Annotated in this window: 19 protein-coding genes; 6 read left to right on the forward strand and 13 right to left on the reverse strand. The window is 30.8% G+C overall.

What is annotated here, in order from left to right; genetic code table 11:
* Positions 1 to 172 precede the first annotated feature (172 nt).
* The 4 genes from ACY0M5_RS03925 to ACY0M5_RS03940 are packed head-to-tail and all read right to left on the reverse strand — an operon-like array spanning position 173 to position 2,510.
* Positions 173 to 598: a DUF6527 family protein gene (locus ACY0M5_RS03925; protein ID WP_461630861.1), complete on the reverse strand. Its 426-nt coding sequence runs from the start codon at positions 596 to 598 to the stop codon at positions 173 to 175.
* The gene (locus tag ACY0M5_RS03930; RefSeq protein ID WP_461630862.1) at positions 576 to 1,754 is read right to left on the reverse strand and encodes a ThiF family adenylyltransferase; all 1,179 of its coding nucleotides are present in this window, start codon (positions 1,752 to 1,754) and stop codon (positions 576 to 578) included. The genes ACY0M5_RS03925 and ACY0M5_RS03930 overlap by 23 nt, the downstream gene beginning before the upstream one ends.
* Entirely contained in the window at positions 1,729 to 2,313 is a 585-nt protein-coding gene (locus ACY0M5_RS03935; protein ID WP_461630863.1) for a multiubiquitin domain-containing protein, read from the reverse strand. Before ACY0M5_RS03935 ends, ACY0M5_RS03930 begins: the two co-directional genes overlap by 26 nt.
* Positions 2,310 to 2,510, reverse strand: a complete 201-nt coding sequence (locus tag ACY0M5_RS03940) for a hypothetical protein (protein ID WP_461630864.1) — start codon at positions 2,508 to 2,510, stop codon at positions 2,310 to 2,312. Before ACY0M5_RS03940 ends, ACY0M5_RS03935 begins: the two co-directional genes overlap by 4 nt.
* Positions 2,511 to 2,917: 407 nt before the next feature.
* Here ACY0M5_RS03940 and ACY0M5_RS03945 point away from each other — a divergent pair, with 407 nt between their 5' ends.
* From ACY0M5_RS03945 to ACY0M5_RS03960, 4 genes are all read left to right on the forward strand, one after another.
* On the forward strand, positions 2,918 to 3,277 hold the full coding sequence (locus ACY0M5_RS03945; RefSeq protein ID WP_461630865.1) for a helix-turn-helix domain-containing protein: 360 nt from the start codon (positions 2,918 to 2,920) through the stop codon (positions 3,275 to 3,277).
* A 523-nt stretch (positions 3,278 to 3,800) separates the two neighbouring features.
* Positions 3,801 to 4,133 (forward strand): hypothetical protein, encoded by a 333-nt coding sequence (locus ACY0M5_RS03950; protein WP_461630866.1) that lies wholly within the window; start codon positions 3,801 to 3,803, stop codon positions 4,131 to 4,133.
* 1 nt (position 4,134) lies between these two features.
* Positions 4,135 to 4,467: a hypothetical protein gene (locus ACY0M5_RS03955; protein WP_461630867.1), complete on the forward strand. Its 333-nt coding sequence runs from the start codon at positions 4,135 to 4,137 to the stop codon at positions 4,465 to 4,467.
* 1 nt (position 4,468) lies between these two features.
* The gene (locus tag ACY0M5_RS03960) at positions 4,469 to 5,149 is read left to right on the forward strand and encodes a hypothetical protein (protein ID WP_461630868.1); all 681 of its coding nucleotides are present in this window, start codon (positions 4,469 to 4,471) and stop codon (positions 5,147 to 5,149) included.
* Positions 5,150 to 5,445: 296 nt separating this feature from the next.
* On the opposite strand, the gene ACY0M5_RS03965 is transcribed toward ACY0M5_RS03960, so the two are convergent.
* The 8 genes from ACY0M5_RS03965 to ACY0M5_RS04000 form a co-directional block, all read right to left on the reverse strand.
* The gene (locus ACY0M5_RS03965) at positions 5,446 to 5,766 is read right to left on the reverse strand and encodes a hypothetical protein (RefSeq protein WP_461630869.1); all 321 of its coding nucleotides are present in this window, start codon (positions 5,764 to 5,766) and stop codon (positions 5,446 to 5,448) included.
* A gap of 160 nt (positions 5,767 to 5,926) precedes the next feature.
* Positions 5,927 to 7,192 (reverse strand): tyrosine-type recombinase/integrase, encoded by a 1,266-nt coding sequence (locus tag ACY0M5_RS03970; protein ID WP_461630870.1) that lies wholly within the window; start codon positions 7,190 to 7,192, stop codon positions 5,927 to 5,929.
* Positions 7,193 to 7,543: 351 nt separating this feature from the next.
* Positions 7,544 to 8,275 carry a hypothetical protein gene (locus tag ACY0M5_RS03975; protein WP_461630871.1) on the reverse strand — a complete coding sequence of 244 codons (732 nt, stop codon included), beginning with the start codon at positions 8,273 to 8,275 and terminating at the stop codon, positions 7,544 to 7,546.
* A gap of 29 nt (positions 8,276 to 8,304) precedes the next feature.
* Positions 8,305 to 10,557, reverse strand: coding sequence for an nSTAND3 domain-containing NTPase (locus ACY0M5_RS03980; RefSeq protein ID WP_461630872.1), 2,253 nt, complete (start codon positions 10,555 to 10,557; stop codon positions 8,305 to 8,307).
* A 49-nt stretch (positions 10,558 to 10,606) separates the two neighbouring features.
* On the reverse strand, positions 10,607 to 11,278 hold the full coding sequence (locus ACY0M5_RS03985; RefSeq protein WP_461630873.1) for a hypothetical protein: 672 nt from the start codon (positions 11,276 to 11,278) through the stop codon (positions 10,607 to 10,609).
* Between the two features lie 81 nt (positions 11,279 to 11,359).
* On the reverse strand, positions 11,360 to 13,246 hold the full coding sequence (locus tag ACY0M5_RS03990) for an ATP-binding protein (RefSeq protein ID WP_461630874.1): 1,887 nt from the start codon (positions 13,244 to 13,246) through the stop codon (positions 11,360 to 11,362).
* A gap of 105 nt (positions 13,247 to 13,351) precedes the next feature.
* Positions 13,352 to 14,221, reverse strand: a complete 870-nt coding sequence (locus tag ACY0M5_RS03995; protein ID WP_461630875.1) for a trypsin-like peptidase domain-containing protein — start codon at positions 14,219 to 14,221, stop codon at positions 13,352 to 13,354.
* A 75-nt stretch (positions 14,222 to 14,296) separates the two neighbouring features.
* On the reverse strand, positions 14,297 to 15,589 hold the full coding sequence (locus ACY0M5_RS04000) for a hypothetical protein (protein ID WP_461630876.1): 1,293 nt from the start codon (positions 15,587 to 15,589) through the stop codon (positions 14,297 to 14,299).
* A 598-nt stretch (positions 15,590 to 16,187) separates the two neighbouring features.
* On the opposite strand from ACY0M5_RS04000, the gene ACY0M5_RS04005 reads away from it, so the two are divergent.
* Positions 16,188 to 16,610 carry a hypothetical protein gene (locus ACY0M5_RS04005; RefSeq protein ID WP_124994581.1) on the forward strand — a complete coding sequence of 141 codons (423 nt, stop codon included), beginning with the start codon at positions 16,188 to 16,190 and terminating at the stop codon, positions 16,608 to 16,610.
* Between the two features lie 356 nt (positions 16,611 to 16,966).
* On the opposite strand, the gene ACY0M5_RS04010 is transcribed toward ACY0M5_RS04005, so the two are convergent.
* Positions 16,967 to 17,659, reverse strand: a complete 693-nt coding sequence (locus ACY0M5_RS04010) for a hypothetical protein (RefSeq protein WP_124994580.1) — start codon at positions 17,657 to 17,659, stop codon at positions 16,967 to 16,969.
* 606 nt (positions 17,660 to 18,265) lie between these two features.
* Between ACY0M5_RS04010 and ACY0M5_RS04015 the strand changes: the two genes are divergently transcribed.
* Entirely contained in the window at positions 18,266 to 18,628 is a 363-nt protein-coding gene (locus tag ACY0M5_RS04015; RefSeq protein ID WP_101309960.1) for a rhodanese-like domain-containing protein, read from the forward strand.
* Positions 18,629 to 18,655 lie beyond the last annotated feature (27 nt).

The following is an 18,655-nucleotide window of genomic DNA, read 5'->3' on the forward strand; positions in this document are numbered from 1 at the left end:
AAATCCCCTGTTTTAAAGGTGAACAAGCGTATTACCAATAGAGACTACTTTAAATACCTGATTTATCCTCCTAGACGGCTAATTAGCCGTTTAATAAGCCTTCAGTATTGTAGAGTTACTTTTATAAAGCTTAAAGAGGGATGATGATGTTTATGATCTAATTAAAATTTATTCATTCTAGTGAATTTGAATTATACATTGAACTAATCCGATGAATGAATTTTGAAGCAAAAGAATTTAACCAGTGGCTCTTTTTCTTCTTTTTGAAGAATTTATTTTTCAATTTGTTATCATTTTTTCTTCCTCCTTCAATTTCATAATTGTTCCATTTTCGACATGTAATAACCTTACTCTCTTCTATCCAGTAATGTGATTGACATTTAAAATTCCAGTTTCCTATCGATGGATCAAATGTTACAGTTTCTCCATTAAACTTCACACTCCAATCTGTTGGGGACAATGGTGTTACGACTTCATTTCCACAACCGCACACACATTTGTGTACGGCGGTAGAATATTGAAGAGAAATGTAAATCGTATCTGATTTTATTTCATCAGGTATGTAATCTACAAACTTATGCTTCAGTCTTGTCTTCATTAAGCAATTGTGATACGTTTATTGAATAGATCGAATTATGTTCCTGTTCTAGGTCTTGATAGAAGCCTGACATTTTTTTCCATTTAATGACGGCTTGAGTTGCATTGAGCGCATTCAACTCTACAATTTGAATATTTGTTGAGTAATCGTTCTCAGTATTTGTGGATTTTGGAATTCGTTGATCCAAATGATCTTTTTTGTCCTTTGTTCCACAGGTTACTCGTATTGATCCAATTAGACAATCGTCTAAAGCATTAACACCTAATCCAACATCAATAAAAGAAATCCCATTTTCACACAGAAACTCAATGCAAGAAGTTCTAACTTGATTATCATCTATGCAGAGAAATACATAATCCATGCCTAGCAGTAAGTCTATATTTGACATACTCAAATAGTAATCATGAGGAATAATATTTCGTCTTAATTTTGAATAAACACTATCGTAATAACCGACTTTGGAAGGTTTTTTTACTAACTCAGTAATACTAATCGCACCAGGTGATCGAAAAGCATTGTGATTTAACATGACATCTCCATCAAAAATATGAATCTCTCTAACACAACTCTTTGCAACAAGATCTAGAATATACGAACCTGTACCGCCTAATCCAACTATCGCAATGCATTGATTCGCAATCTTATTGTTGATGTGGTCAATATTCGCCCGACTTGAATTTGTGTCGTGATAGTTAAAAACTGATTCTTCATTTTCTATTTCAATCGGAAGAAAAGGTTTTTCTGTCACATCCTTGTTTAAGGATTTCGCTGGAGCTGAGATTATATCTGCATATCGCTTTACTTTTTCATAATAATTGGGATAGCCAGCAGGAGGTTTATTTGAAAATGAGAAGTTCAGTACAACTTCATTCCCAAGTCTTTGGTTGATACTTCCGTGCTGAATACCCGTTATCACTTTGCCATCTTTGTCGCAAGGGTGCTCTCCTGAAAACATCATAACATGATTCTGAGGTTTCACGGTTTGTTTACCACTTAGAGTTAAATCGCACACTAAAATGCCATGTTTAACTTCTCTATTGTTAGTGACGTAAGGTATATGGTGGGCTAATAAATGCCCACCATAAATTTCTATTTGATATCCTTCGTCACGTAATTGTTTTAAATCCGGATTAAGATTTATCAGTTGCTGAGACATTGAATATCATTTTAGATTTAACTTTTACTTCTTCACCTTTAACCATGGATCCCTCTGGTTTAGAGCCGTGTCCTCTGCTATATGTTACTGTGTAACACGTATTAGGATTATCATTAAAACTTTCAAATGCAAGTTTTACTAATTCATTGAAGGAAATGAATTTTTTACACCAAATCTTTTCACGACCATTAACAATAATAGATCGTTCATGTTTCATTTCATCATCATCAGTTAGGTCGTGTACTTTTTTGGTCTTTCCATTCTCCATAACTGAATCGATTCCATTTTCCATCGAACTAGAAGAGCTGTACATTTCACTTTTACCAATAATTTCACCATTAGAAGCTTTAAGTACGAAATATGGCTGATCTTTCTTTGAATTTCGAATTTCAAAGTTCTTTCTATTTTGTGAATTAACTTGAACAGATTCAATACCTTTTATTGCTCCTGCTTTATTTTGATAACCTTCGCTTTGTAAAATTATCTCGTGATTTCCAGCTTTCAGATTAAAGTAAAACTGATCATCTTTACCAACTATAATTGTATAATAACTATTCATGATTTCTTCAAATTTTGATTATTAATATTTTCTTTTCTAACACCTTTGAAAGGTTTGTCATCAGATTTACCATCCATAAAACGACCTGTGTCCGTATTTCGCTTGACCCATTTGTCAGTTTTAGGATTTAGAACCTGTGATCTATCTTTCACGGCACCGTGTCTACGGTTGTCGCCACTTTTTCCATTTGTCGCCATCTTATATATTTTTGACGTTAAACAATATGCTCATTCAGTTTCCTCAGTCTTAAACTGAATAGATTTATTGAGGAAAAAAAGCGCTAAATAATTACCTGTGAGCTTAGAGTGGTAATTTGAACAATCGAATTTGCTCATTTGTAGATTACAGAAAACATTGTATATTTGAAGTGCAAGTAAAACTATACGGAGAGATCTGTATTTATAAAAAGTTCAATTTCGATTGGGCTTTTTTTTATTTTAGATTTTTATGTCATTTGTCAATTTCGTTTAAATTTATATTCGTTTACACAAAGATACATAAAAATCTAAATATAACAAGCAAAAGATAACTATGTCAAGAATATATTTAGATTTTTGTTCGGTATATCAAGCAGAATGTATTATATTTGTCAAAAAAAATGGTTATGGAAACATTAGGAAACACTCTGAGAAATGGAAGAAAGACCATGGGGTTAACATTACGACAGGTCGAAGAATCTACAAAAATCTCTAATGCTTATTTAAGTCAACTGGAAAATGATAAAATTAAAAGTCCATCAGCAAATATTCTCTACAAGTTGTCTTCATTATATAAAATCCCATTAAATGAGTTATTGGCGAATGCAGGAATAATAGAACCAAAACCAAAACTAGAATCAGAATCGAGTGATCATGAGGATTTCATTAGCGATATTGCATCTTCTTCAGAAGGTATGTCAACAGAGGAGCGAAAAGAAGTTCTGGATTATTTAAAGTATATTAAATCCAAGAATAAAAGTTCATGATTGATGAAATGTCAAAGGGGGATATCGAGAAAATATCTCATGACATTTTAAGGTAAAGCAAAACTCTTGATATTTTTCCTACACACGGTTATAAAATTTTGAATTCACGAATGATACAGGTATCGATTTTAGAAAAGTTCTGATACAAGTGGGATTTTGCTAAATATTTTAAATTTGGCGATGAAGGCTCTATTCTTTTAAATACTTTGGATAATGAGATTTTAAATTCAAATTTTTATTACTTTAATAATGGGTATAATGGCTTTGTGTTTATTTTCCCAAAGGGGGAGACCAATAAATTACAAAAAATTATTCTTAATAATTTTTAATATTATCAGTAAATTCAAAACTAATTTTACCTTTATTAGGCTGATATGATAATTTTTTAATGAAAGTATTGTTGTATTTAAATGATTTCTTATTAAATTAAGGAATGATATCTATTATCAGATATTTAACACAATAAATAATTTTTTTTACCTATATTCGCCAACCATACTATAAATTTGTAAAATATATTGAAGTGGAAAACAAAAAGAAAATTCTTGATAAAATTGAATTTCATTATGAAAAAAACCCACAGTATAGAACTATTAATGCTGATGGAGCCTATGGAGGTGTAACTCCTACAAATCATATAAACATATCTTTTTACTCAACACGAAATTGTATTCCTACATCGGTGACTCATAAAGTAAATGAGAATGGAAGTTTAAGTGAACAACCTATAGAGGTAAATCCAAACTCAAAAACAGGGGTAGTACGAGAAATAGAATTTGGTGTTTATATGAATAGACAGACTGCTCAAGATTTATTAAAGTTTTTGAAAACTATATTTGAAACTGATATAAAATAACATGAATTCAGCAACAACTATAACAATAAATGTTTACGAGACGAGTTCAATTAATATTGGACAACCGTATGAGTTAGCTTATTTATATAGCCGTCTGTATAAATTTGAGGATAAAATGCGTTATAAAAATAAATTTTTACTTCAATTTTTGCATGGTTGGATTCGCTCAAGCCAAATAGAACTTTTAAATAGATATCTTAACGATGAAGCTATTCATCACTTTCACCCGTCATTACAAAAAAGTTCATTGATTATTTGTAATAAAGTTGAAGGGGTGGATAGAAAAGCGCTTTCTTCAATAGAAGAAAGCTTAAAAATAAGATTGCAATCCTAATATGGAATACGTTAAAGATCGTGATGAAATACTTAGATCTGATCAGAGAGGTATTGGCATAGCTGCATTATACGTTCCTCCTCCTCGGAACAGTGTGCATGTTGGTGTTTTTTGCAATTGGGATGATTTTCAAAATGTAGTCCATTTCAAAAATACTAATGATATTGAAATAGCTAATCTTAATTTAGCTAAATTTGATATCTATAAATACTCTTGGCTATCAGATTTTCCTGAACTGCTTATTGATTCTTTATTGGCCACGGTTGAATTAATAAATGAAAATGAAGATAATACACTCGTGCTTGATTTAAAAAGCATAGTTTATAATGGTGGTGTATTTGAAATTGCAACAGGAAAATACATTATTCAAACAACTCCTGAATGTCAGATGAACTGCGGAGTTTTCGTAATGGCTTTACTGGAGACGTATGATTATCAGCTCATTAACTGGGAGTCGTGGCCTGCTGTAACTATACAAAACAGGAATGATTATTTAGAGGGGTGGTTGACCGACTTAAATATTCCTTCAGATACTAGAGAGGAATTCTATCATTTCAATAGAGAGATTAGAGGTAGACATATTATGGCGAGTTCGCAATTTGGAAATATATCTTCTGAATATAATGTTGTTGAAGCTTCATCTCAACAATTAATGGATTATTTCACGCAACAATATAATTAATCCTTAGCTATAAGAGCTTACTATACAAAACCCCGCAAGAGATTACTCATTACGCATTGCATTTCTTGTCGTGAATTATGTTGGGACTACAACCTAAATTCTCGTAAGTTTTATCTTACGGGGATTCATTTTTTAGCTTAAAAAGGTTTGATCAGATCGATTAAGTAATCGGTTTAGAAGCGGAAGTGATCGGGGTAGAAACTAGATAAGAACGAGATTGAAACCCCTTAAGACACCCTTTATTATAGTTCCATCATTAAGCTTTGTGTTCTTTATGTATCTATTGACGTAATGTTTTATCTTTTTATTCCAAATAAAGTTCCCAGCCCTGAAACCACTACTTTCTCAATTTTATCATTTCTTAAGTTCTTTTTTTTTTCGTATTCTGCTAACGTTGCTACTTCATTAAAAAAATATTCATTTAGAGTTGCCTTTAATCCCTTGTCGTTGATAAATGTATATTGCCCTTTCTGACCAATAGATAGAATTTCATAGATCTGTCCTGTCCACCATTTGTAAATAGTTTTACTATCTCCATTGACGTATGCGTTCTCTATACCTGAATAATCACATATTGCGAATATGCGTTTGGAAGGTGTTTCTTTAATTCTATTCATTGTTACCTTATTAAGTTTTGGTTTAATTCAAGTTGTGAGTTCGATAGTAATATACCTTATTTTTGAAAAAAAAATTTGATTTTGGATATTTCTAATTTCTTATAACTGCATTTGGAACCTATTGAAGACTGACATATTCCATTTCATTGATATTACAATCTTATATTGCCTTATCCGTAAAAAACGGGTGTTGTGCCATTCTATCGGCTTGTTGCTCCTTTGTTACTTTTATGTATCTCATAAATGAGCTCTCTGTAGTGTGAGTACTAATTGCCATTATATCAATAACGGGAACACCAGCTAAATAAGCATTAGTACAAAAACTACGTCTTGCTGTGTGTGTTTTAATAAGCATGTATTTGGGTAAGTGTTTACTCACTTTTAAGCCACCTTTTGATTTGCTAGTGCTTTCTATATCATCAAGCTCTGCAAGTTCTCCTACGTCTTTAATTTTATAGTTAATCGTTTGGTCAGGCATGTTTTTTGGAGGTTTTCCTCCGTTCTTTTCTAAAATTTCAACTACAATGGGATGCAAAGGAATAATTACTTTTTGTCCAGTTTTCTTTGTGTCAACTCTTAATCTGTAGCCATCAATCCGTTTAATAATATTTTCAGGTTTTAAATCGTTGAAGTCGGAAACCCGTAAGCCAGTAAAAGCACCAATCAAAAATAAATCCCTAGCTCTCTCATGTTGGGGTTTTGTGGACAAATCAAGATTGTACATTTTCTTTAGTTCGTTAATTGTTAGGTAGATGTTATCTACCTCCTCTTTAAGGACTACAAAGCGTTTACTTCTAAAAGCCATGTTATTGGTGAATTCCTGTTCAACAGCTTCACCCATAAACATTTTTAAATTTTTCAGGTGTTTACCCGTATTGTTAGTGGCATAGTTTTTAGTGTTGCACCATGCAATAAAATCATAATAAAAGTCTAGGGTAATGACTTCAAATGAAAGGTGATATTTTGCAGTTTCAAACAGTTCTAAAACTGCCTTTGTTCCTTTTAAACTCTTGATTGTTCCTTTGGTAATTGGTCTTCCAGTACTCGGATTTATCTTCCCCTCATAGCTTGTAATAAGCTTGTCGATAAAACCAAAAAAGCTTTTTTCTTTTTCGTTGACAGGAGCAAAGAATTCATCAAGGAATTTTTTTAGGCTAATCTTCGATAATGGCAATCCAGCAACAATGCTGTTGTCAATAAAAGCGACTACTTTATTTTCAAGATCGTTCAGTAAAGTGTTTATTGAAAGTTTATCTTTTGCACCAGCTTTATTCTTTATCCTTTGTCTCGCCTTATCCCAAAATTCGGGATGGATCTTAACGGGTAAGTAATAAACCAGTCTGGTATTATGAAATCGGGAAATCAATAATATTTTGGTCTCCATATCCTTCATGGGATATTCTAATACGAAACGGACATTGGCCATAGTGCAAAGTTTTTGTTTGCACTAAAGATAAGGATAATTTAAAACCTGACGGAATACCTGACGGAATTTCTTTATTGGTATTAATTTACCTTTATTTACCCTTTATGTGTTCATGTGTTGTATTTACTGTGTTTATTAATGTTTGTGTGCTATTTCGTGATGATATCAATGTTTTAGGAAATGATTAAATTAAGTATTTTAGAGTCCGCCAGAGACCTCAAAGTAAATTTATAAAGCCCCAATTCTCAATGAGTTGGGGCTTTGTTGTTTTAATGTGTTGCCGGTTTTGTTGCCGATTTAATCTAATTGATTATGAATATCTAACTTATTGAGACAAGTTTACAGTTTAGGCTAATTCAAAAATTTTTCAATTAAAGTGATGTCCCTAGTAATTTCAAAATCTAATTGAACACTTTCAATATTTGATGGATTCTTTTTGCCAATCAGTTTTTCATTTTGGTATATTCCAATCCAACAGTCGAAACCATCTTCGCATTTTGCCTCTGATGCAAAATGATTAAAAATAAGGTATTCTTCTTTACTAATTTGTTTGTAATAAAGAGGTGATGGATCAGAACTGTAACTAGAAATTTTATCGATAGTTTTTTTAAACCCCCAATCCAATAACTTTTTTATGAATTCGTTTATTTGAAATCTGTGTTCGTATGAATGATTAGTTTGCATGCGAAGTGAATGTATTTCTGTGTTCGAAAGCTCATCTTCTAGAATATGTTTTAATAATGAATTTTCTTTAATTGGGTTTTTTAAATAATACCATTCAAGGATATCATTTTGATTGATATTTTCTGGTAGGTTCTTGTAGTTCCCATTCTGAAGAAAGTCACTAAATGCAGTTTTAATTTTTAAAAAATTGGTTTGTTTGACTTCACCATCATGTTCTCGATAGTAAATAACTCTATTATCTAATTTAGATTTGCGATATCCAAACTCTCGGAGCCATTTATATATGTTGACTTGATTTTCAAAATCATATTGTATTTTTATTTTTCCATTCTTCTGGTGAATAATCCGGATAAACTTATTAATGTCTTCGGTCATAATGATGTGATTGAATAATTTCATTAAACGTAATTTTTCTAATAGTATTAAGTTTATCGAAATAAGTCAATCTTAAAATATTCATCTTCGTTAAAATCATCTTCAATTAAGTCAAGTTCAATATTATTTATTTTTAAATCTTCAGTCACGTCCTGCTTTATTTCATTTTCAAATTGTTTTCGTTTCGCTTTTAATTCATTGTCAAAGTAAGAAATATCTAGACTTAATTTGGAATGTAAGTTTTCCTCAGCAGAGGAAAGCTTTTTACTCAAATTATCTACTGCATGTATATTTCTGGTTATTTCAATGTCTTTTTTAATAGCAGATTCAATTTTTGCCTTTATCGATTCTTTGTTAATTTCTAACAACTCATCATACTTACCAGAATCGATATTTCTTAGAGAAAGAAAATTGCTTACGTTCTCAAACCAACTAATATTGCTAACAATTTTAGAAAAAATTAATGCAGTATCTGGCTTAATAATTTTTTTAAATTCCTCTGTGAATTTTATATATTCTTTTTCATCAAGGCTATAAAGCTTTGAAATATCGACTTGTTTATACTTTTCTATAAGGCTTTTAAGACATTCCTTATTTTCTGAATTTTTCACAAATGATTTAAGTTCCTTAACCTTAGTCATTAAAGATGTCGTTATATGGTATTCTTCTCCTGATAATAGCCATGTATTGGTCGGAATAGTATCAAGTTTAGTTTGAATAATTGAATTGGAAATAAATATAACTTCTCTATCAGTTGCTAATTTATCCACTAAATAGTTTAAAGTATATGATAGTTGATTAAAAAAGAGTAAAGAGTCTAGTATCATTATTATTAACTCTTTGTTATCTTTTACCAAGCCTAACATGAAGTCCTTAATGGATGGGTTTTGAAAAGTTAAATAATGATTGCCTTTTGTTGAGATATTTAATTTAATAAAACTGTCTTCTAATTCACGGAGGTAATTTTTGATATCTAATGGTCGAAACTCAAGATTATACTTTCGAGTATTTGTATTATGAAAGCTTATTATTATTTCTTGAAACTCAGTAAGTAATACTGGTTCGCCTACAGATAAAAGAATATGGAGAGTATACTTTGCCCCATCTGAAATTTGACTATTAAATGCTCTTTTCCAAATTCCTAGAGGATTATTCAGGTTGTTAATAAACTCATCTGGATATTTTTCTACAGATACATTATTTAGTTTAAGTGTCATTTGCTCAACAATCCGAGGGCTATAATTCTCATGGTTAATTATCTTTTTATAAGCCTTGCTATCAATTAAAACTTTTATATAATCTATTGATAAACCTGAGTAATACAGATGATTATATAATATTAAAGCACGAATTCTCTTACCATAATTGGTCAAGTCAAGTGTATATTTGTAAATGTCCAGTTCATTGGAATCTAATTTTTCATATTTTTCTTTCGCTTGTTTAAGAATATATTCTCGAGTTGTCATAATCAATGCTTTATGTTTGTTTTTCATAATGCGATTAATTAATTGAATTAAATCTGAAGAACGCCCTTCTATTGCATCATATTTTAAAAAATTCTCCCCAAGAAAATCATCAAAATAAAAAACTTGTTTTTTATTTGAATCTTCTTCTAGTAATTGTTCTCCTTCAATAATTCTTCTAATCTCAACTACTTCGTACTCTTTTTGGAGATATTCCCATAAAATTAATTTTGCTAATGTTGTTTTACCAATACCAGGAATGCCACTTATTATTATGAATTGATTTTTATTTAAAATTTTTATTGCTTGTTGTAGACTCTCATTTTTAACATAGAATTTATAATCACGTTTTAAATCATTTATTAATGATTTTGCTCTTTCAAATAAAGGCTTATTGATTATAGCACTAAACATCTCAGAGCTATTTATCCATAGTTTATAATTACTTTGATGTATCTCAGGATATATATCTAATAATTTATTTAGACGGCTTTTTGTATAAATATTGTTATCACTTGTCATCCAATCTTGGAAGTTCGTTTTTATAAAATCAAATTTTGCTACACTAGGCTCATTTGAAGTCGCAAAATAATATTTCTCAGGATTCAGTTTTCTTACATTATCACATTCTTTTTCAATCATCGATTTTGAGATTGACTTTACTCTTTTGCACTGAACTACAATATTGTTTTTATCGTCTTCAGAGTACCTTAAGTCTACCCCTTTATCCTTTCCTTCTGCAAAAGCTGTCAGTTCGACACCTAAATCTCTAGATAGTAGATCTTTAATTAGATATTCAAAATCCAATGGTGACAGTAAATCTTCGAAAGTATAATTTGCCATTATTTTAGAATTAAATTAGAATACGGAAATTGTAATCTGTACCTTTTTGCTACCATCTCCATCTTATTACGTGTATCAATCCAAATTTTATTTTAAATTGCCAGAATATTTCAGGAGAATCTTTGTTAAATTCAAATCCTGTATTTTTTTTATCAACGCCATTTTTTGATGAAACACCTTTTATGCTTATTGGTATTCTTTGTTTAGAAAAGATTAAATGAATAGAACCCATCTTTCCTTGAGTTAAGCAAGGAACTCCAACCTCTTCTTCTCCTTCATTAAATGAATTAATTAAACCATAGGTAAGTACCCAAGAAATTTCTTTCCCTTTTCGAAGAGGCTTGTCGAGGTCACAAATTATTTTCTTTGCTCCACCATCATCTGTTTGTACAGTAATTCGGCCAATGTTAGTTTTGAAATTTTTATAATCCCCAGTAGATGTTAATCCGGATGCAATTAGTTGGGTGATATTGGGTTTATTGATTTTGAAAACTGTAATTTTTTTTCCTTTGACTAAACCTTTTTTATTTTCAGAAAAGTCGTAGATGTAGCTAAAATATTTATTGACAATAGATGGTCTCAATTCAATATAAATGAAATAAAGAATTAGAATTATTCCTATTCCAAGAATACCCCAACTTAGATTCATCTTTTCGATTGTAGTTACACCTATTATCGAAATTATTAATCCAATTATGCCTATTCCTCGATCAATTTTCATGGTTATTTTTTGTGAAGTCTGCAAGCCTTAATTTTACAACAGAATCGATAGTTAGCTTTAGAACTTGTCGGTCTGTCATTACTAATTTAAGTTCTTAATTGTTTCTAACCACAATTTCATATCATCCAATCCATTACGTTGTTCTAATCTTTCAATTGTCATCTTACGAACTGCCTTCGAGTTTAGTAATTTTTTCACATGAGATTCCTTTCTTTTCTGTTTGGACTCCTCTAATTCATCCCATATTTTCTCGGCTGATGTTTCATATAAAGTCCTTGCAACTGTTTTTGGGACATCCATTTCATCTTCTATTTCAGGTAGTGAAATTATTGTTCCATTCTCGGCATAAGCTTCTTCTATAGCCTCTTTGGATAAATAATTTTCAAGTTCAAGTTTCGTGGTATTGAATGCTTTTTTACTTTGATTTCCTTCTTCATTTATTTTTCTTACATATTCTCTATAATCTTCGATATCATTATCATAGATATGTACTTCTGGTTTACCTAGGCCGTCCAGATACTTATTATCAATGTAAAACTTTAAGCTCGAACCACCAGAAATGACGATCCCTATGCTATCATTGTTATTTAGATTAAGAATTTCGGGATTATTTGCATGTAAGATTTCACTATATATTTTCAAAGCATTTATATCGTGATTTCCCTCAACAAATAATAATGTTCTAACACTATCCTTTGGGTTTGGTAGCACTCCTAAAGTATTTATAATCTTATCAAGAGTAGCTTCATTTATTGAATTGTCATCAGATAAGCCATATTCGATATTAATTCCTTCATTAGTTTTGTGAATATAGTTTAAAGATTCAATAGGTATTTCTTTAACCAAGTTGGAACTGTGAGTTGTAAATAGAACTTGAATATTATCTTGTGCACTAAGTTCAATAAGTGAGTTTATAAGAATTTTCTGATGATTTGGATGCTGGGAAGTTTCTGGTTCTTCAATTGCATAGATTATTGCAGGAGAATTATCCTCCATTTTTTTCTTTTCTGCTTGAGCTTGAAAGAAACTTAATAGCACTAATCTTTTAACTCCGCTTCCTCTTTTGTTTAAAGGGATATTATCTTCATTAAGGAGCGTTAAATCAAATACTTTATCCCAAGCAGGTATTTTACTAAAATCAGATTTCATCTTCTCGGCTAGACTCTCATCAATATCTCTAAGCTTTTCTAATGTTCTTTCTGCCACTTCGGATGATTTATTTCTAACTTCAACCTCAATTCGTTCTAGTAGTTCTTTAATTTCAGGAATCGCTAATGATTCTCTAACAGCCTGCTTCATTGGGTCTTGGACATCTTTGTCTTTGTCATCGATATTTTTATCAACTTTGAATATAGAATAAATTGGCAGAAAACTTTTCAGTTTGATCCACAATGCTTTTAAGTTATTTTCACTATCCAGACTTCCATCAACTTTTATAGCTATTTCTGCCTCTTCAGATTTGACAGCAGCTCTTATTGCTCTACGAAGTGATGGATTCTTAGTTTTTGCTACACCAGTCAAATCTGCATCTACTTCCTCTGCTAATACTTTTAAATGAGAATTCTTTAAACTAAGAATATTAATTAGCTTTACATGTGTGGGGTGTTTTGCAATTAGATATGTTGATTTTCCAATTGACTTAGCAATTTTAAATTCCTTTTTAATTTCAAGTTGTCCCTTAGAATTCAGTATCTTTTCTTCAATGGGACTAGTCTCAATGGATGAATCTAAGACTATTGTTTTAGGTAATTCTTCAAAAACGCAAGTAATTTCAATCGTATCGTTTCCATAGCCAGCAGTTAAGTCTCCTTTGTCTATGTTTTCATTAAAAAAACAGTCTAATGCTTCAAGAATAGTAGATTTACCAATGTCATTCTTACCGATAATACAAGTCAAATCATTAATCTTAAAATTGATTTCATCCTTGTAGCATCTAAAATTTTTTAATTTAAGTTCAGTTAATTTCATAATTGATGTATTTCTGGAAGGGAGTTAAGGCAGGTAAAAAATGAATTAATGGTGTTACAACAATGTACTATATTAAATAAGATGCATTGTTGGCAATGTAAATTATCAGTCCGTTAATTCATATTTAATATTGTGTTTGTCTAAGAAAAACTTTATTGTTTCTGCATGAACGCCAATCCCGACATTTAAAAACTGATTTTCCTCTATGGTTTTCCCCTTGACTTTGACACTGCCTGTGAATCCTAAAGGTAAGGTCACATTCTTCGATTGTACAGCATATATATTTCCATGTTTGTCAAAAATGGGACCACCACTTTGTCCTTTTAGTCCGGGAGATGATGTTTCCAAATATTGCACATTTATTTCTCCTTCAACTTCATTCGTAAGCAGATTTCTAGTGTAAAGTCCTTCTATTGGGAAAAGTGGAAGAGGTAATAAATTTTGGGGTAATTCAAATTGACCAGTTGCATCATTAAAAGTTGGACTAAATTCAACAAATGGAAAACCAAGCTTGCATAAGCTTGTTCCAGATTTAATATTTTTAGGGTTGATAATTTTTGGAAATACTTTTTGGTCATTAATTGCAGATTTATCAACCCTAAAAAAAGCTAAGTCGTGTTTGCCATAAATATAATATTCTTCAATTTGTATCGACTTTCCGCTTAAAAGAATTGAAAAATCAGTCACCCATTTTTTATTTGGTTTAATGGCTCGAATCAAAGCTTTTTTTTGTCCCTCTTTTATTTGCTTATTATTAATTTTTTGAATTTTTTCTTGGTATTCTTTAATTTCATTTTGATGTTGATTAAAAGCAAAGGAAGCTCCTAGGTTATGAGCCGCAGTCATTAGCCATCCATCATCATTTAATATTATAAAACTTCCAAGTCCTCCTTCAATTGTTTTATCAAAAAATCTTAATGTTACTACCAAAGGGAAAGTGTATTTTTTTGCTATTTCATAAGCATCTTTGAACATATCTTTAGGTTTTTAATGGTTACTAATGGATTGCGCTATGGGAGATCTGAGTACTTATTATCTGATGTTTTTATTTTACCCCAATGTTTTATAAAATTTTTTTGTTTTATCCACGTCAACTAGTAGTTCCAAATATTCAATAGTATCTTTTCTGATTTCAGGCTTGTTCAGTAAAATATCACCGAGTGTTCTTAAACGATTTAATTGAGCAGATGTCCGTATTCTACTTTTTAATGTTTTGTTTGTTTTTATTGTTTCAATAAATGAATCAGCAGAAGAATTATCGAATTTCTCAAACATCTCTGAAATCCTAGGAGCCGCGGCATTTGAATAAAATGCTGTACGTGAGTATTGATTACTGCCTCCTCTGTATCCAACATATGATAGTGTTATAGCAGCTACAAATCTGTCAATTAATTCAGGTGGAATTGTTGAACCTAATCGTTGTAATTTCTGTACTATTCGACCTTCTTCGCTCCAGTTATCTAGGTTTTCTTCCAGCTCTCGAATTACTGGATCAAAGAGGATATTTCTACTAGCCTTAGACACGTATCTAAGTCCCTCAACCAATGTGAGTAAGTTGTTAGCTTCAGAGATAATATCACTATTGCCTTCAACTAATAATTTATCATATCTTTTCCCGATTTGTTGTCTTATCTCTTTCGGTATTACTTTCCATAATATCGGGTAACTATATTCAATATTACTTTTTAATCTAGTTGAAGCATTGTCTCCTATATAAAGAGTGAATAACCGATTTGTCATTTCATTTTTATAGATTAGAGGCAAATCTGTAAAAGCCTGTTCAACAGCAATCTCATGCTTGTTGTAGGAGTCTGAGTCCATTGTCAGAATATATTGATTTACATCAATAATAGTTAAAGGATAATCTTGAGATAATATATAGCGATTACAATCTGCTATTAGATTAAATACTTTAAATAAAGTCGGGTCTGAACTATCTGGATGACCATCAAATATATTTCTCGTTTCGCGAGCCTGATGCAAAAGCTTATGAGCTTCCCAACTCAGAACGCCAATTTTATAAGCACCATCAATTAAATCATAGTCAGTTACATAGTTTTGAAAATCTTCATATGTCTTAATTTCTCTTTTAGGGTTAATTTCCTTATTAAAAAGGTCAATACTGCGATGTATAACTTTTTGTCTCAAATCATCAACAACAGCATTCCAATAAGATCCAATTGTACTTCTTAATCCCCCTGCTGCAAGTACAGTAATCGCTTCTTGAACGTATTTATTATCAATGAAATCTTCGCGAACATTGGTTAATTCCTTTTGTAAATACTCAAGCTTATCAGCTGGAATTACAATGTCTTTTATTTCCTTTTTTGCGAGTTTATTCATACTGGTGCTTTTTTTTAGGTTGAAGGTACCGTTTTGGGAAACGGTACGATTATGTGTATGGCTTCTATAATTGTAGATCTTTGTGCGTTTCCAGACCTATTTATACTTGAAAACGTACAAAAGAATATCTTTTCTAATCTTTGATTAAGTTAATTGTTGAAACGACCCTTATACAGTAATACATAATACCAAGTAAAGCTACAAGTTTTCATTTAAGATTCATACTGTCAAACCTGCCAACTTTTTTAATTCGGAATATTTTAATGAGATCATTACCTCAATAACGTGATAAGCAAAATTAATAAGCTAAGAGAAGTGAATTTTCATTCGCCATAAATTAATGTTGGTAATAAAATCAGCCTATACAGGGAATTGCACCACATTAAGGATACTATTTTGCCAGCTAATTAACCGTTTAGACGGATAAATAGGTAGTCTCTGTTGGTAAAAAGCCTCGTTCTGGCTAAACCGGTTTACGGTATTTTTAAGTAAAAAATCAGCTTTTTCTCTTAAATGCTTAAATATTAATATGATATATTAAATATATTTATTAAATTGGAATGCATAATACATTATTATTTTAATTAAATCAAATAAAATGAAAAAATTATTAGGATTAGTATTTGTTTTTTTTATTAGTATTTCGGCTTTCTCACAGCAGACTGGGAAATATGTTCCAGGAGACCAAGGCGGAGGCAGCACAGGATCAGGAAATTTTACCTCAATTGATAAGGCTGGTGATTGTACGTCTGGGTATTTAAGATTTACTTACCAAGGATATTTAACTATTGCGTTGGATTACAGTAACAATACTGTTTCAAATTTTACTGTCACAGCTTCTGGTTCTGGCTCAATTATGACCAATACTATTACATCAAAAAATGCAACAGTTTCTAATGGTAAAATATCAATTATTGTTTCTGTTTTAAATAAGACAACTGACGGATCCCAAGAAAATCCTTATTTTACTCACATAACAGAGTCTTTCATTTTTAACATATGTACTCAAGAATTGAATTAAGAATCTTGATTCTTCTTAAAGACCTATAAATTGAATATTTATAGGTCCTTATCTTGCGCTATTTGTAAGTTCTCTAATCCTATTGCATTTTGAAGAGATGTTTAAACCTGTAACTGATTAATGTTATTCTCAAAACCAGAAGTCCTCTTATTAAAACCAATATTTTAAATTGGTATTAGTTATTTTTGTTAAACCAACATTCATGGAATATTTTTGCTAAAGTCAAATTGATTGAGTAGTGGCAGATTGCATGGCAATTTCCTATCAACCAATGATGAAGTTTTAGCGAGAAACAAACCTCAATATGTGCCATTCTGCAATTAATTGCACAAAATGTTGTGCCGTCGTATTTAATTTTATACATCAACACTCCACCAAAACCCTTTATTATCTGTATCTACAAAAGATGTGATTTTACCATCTTTGTGCTTTACCTTTTGGAGTTTCTTTAATTTTTCGATTAATTCTTTAGAAGACCACTGCTTTATCTCCTGAATATTTTTATTGCTTTTTTTAGATTCTTCAGAAATTTTCTTATTTATATTTTCGAGTATTTTCTCGTCAGATACTTTTTTAAGTTTTTGATTCTTTTCTAATAATCTTAGTATTAATAATGTTAAGAATTCATCATCTCCTAATATTGCTCCCTTTTTCTTCGCATTTAAAAAGAAATTTATCAGTAATATTGAGACACCTATGATTTGTGTAGGGATTGCCCATTGCTGAATAAAAATCATAGAGACAAATGGTAGAAGAGAAAGACTTTTATCTATAAACTTTAAGTCATCATCATGTATAACCCAGTTGTATTTTCTTACCAATCGATTTGCAACTCTTTTTACATGAATTTTCCCATTTTCGTCTTTTGTTATATTTGTAGAACATTTATTTTTTGCATTCTCAAAATAAATGTCAAAGCTGTCTTCCTTGAATAGACTCATCGCTTCATCTTTATTCTGCAATTCTATATTATTATCTTTTATAATTTTTATGAATTGTTCCTCTAATAATTCATTTGCTTCATCAAGTCTATAAGTTTTATTATCCATAGTGTTAATTTTTATAGGTTCTTCTTATATGTGGCATAACATGTTATAATGTATATTATACTATGAAAGTTACATAAGCTAATTAATGAATCATAAAATAATTATTACTCTGGCGCAATATAGAATACATCTAGATAGTGCTATTGGGAGGAGAAACAACCGTCAATTTTCAACATACTCTTTTCTGATTCTCTTTACTGTTATCAATTGCGCCTACTTTTTTTACTAACCATTTGAAATGGTATGTCGGGAACAGCCAAGCATATTCTGAATGTAATTGTAGCTTTTGCCATCAATGAGCATACTCTCAATTATTGCATGGTACATTTTATGTAGTTCTTTAATTGTGTTGCATTAAACATTGATTTTTGTCCTTAATGCATCATTTCATAAATGAACTTTTGGGAGTATGTGCTAATTGCCATTATATCGATAACTGGAACATAAATCTTATTTTTAACAAACTTTAAGTCTCTGCCCGATCATATTTTTATTTTAAAATGATTGATAGTGGCTTATTTTTTTATATTTGTTAGACCTAATGTTGATAATATCTACATTGATATTTCATCGACACGATAAACATTTAATTTAAAATTTAAGCATATGTTCTTTTTTAAAAATAATGATAACGGCCCTAAAACAAGTTACACTGCTCTTGAGCTAATGAACGAGATGGAAAAGCGAAATGATATTTTGCTTATCGATGTTCGCGAGCCTCATGAATTGGCGAAGGAGGGTATTAAAAATGCCATGCATATTCCTGTAAATCAGATACCGGATAAGCTTCCTCTTTTGCCGAAGGACAAAGACATGGTGATTTTTTGTCATGTAGGATTTAGAAGCAAGCAAGTAAGAAACTACCTGCATAAACTGGGTTATCACCGAGCCGCGCATTTAAAAGGCGGATTGAACAGTTGGAATAAAGAGCTGAAACAGAAAGCCAGTCAGCTTAGCGAGGTTGAATAGTTTGCAGATAAAATAGAAAAAGGCTCA

This window comes from Labilibaculum euxinicum, assembly GCF_963678175.1.
GTDB classification, from domain to species: Bacteria; Bacteroidota; Bacteroidia; order Bacteroidales; family Marinifilaceae; genus Labilibaculum; species Labilibaculum euxinus.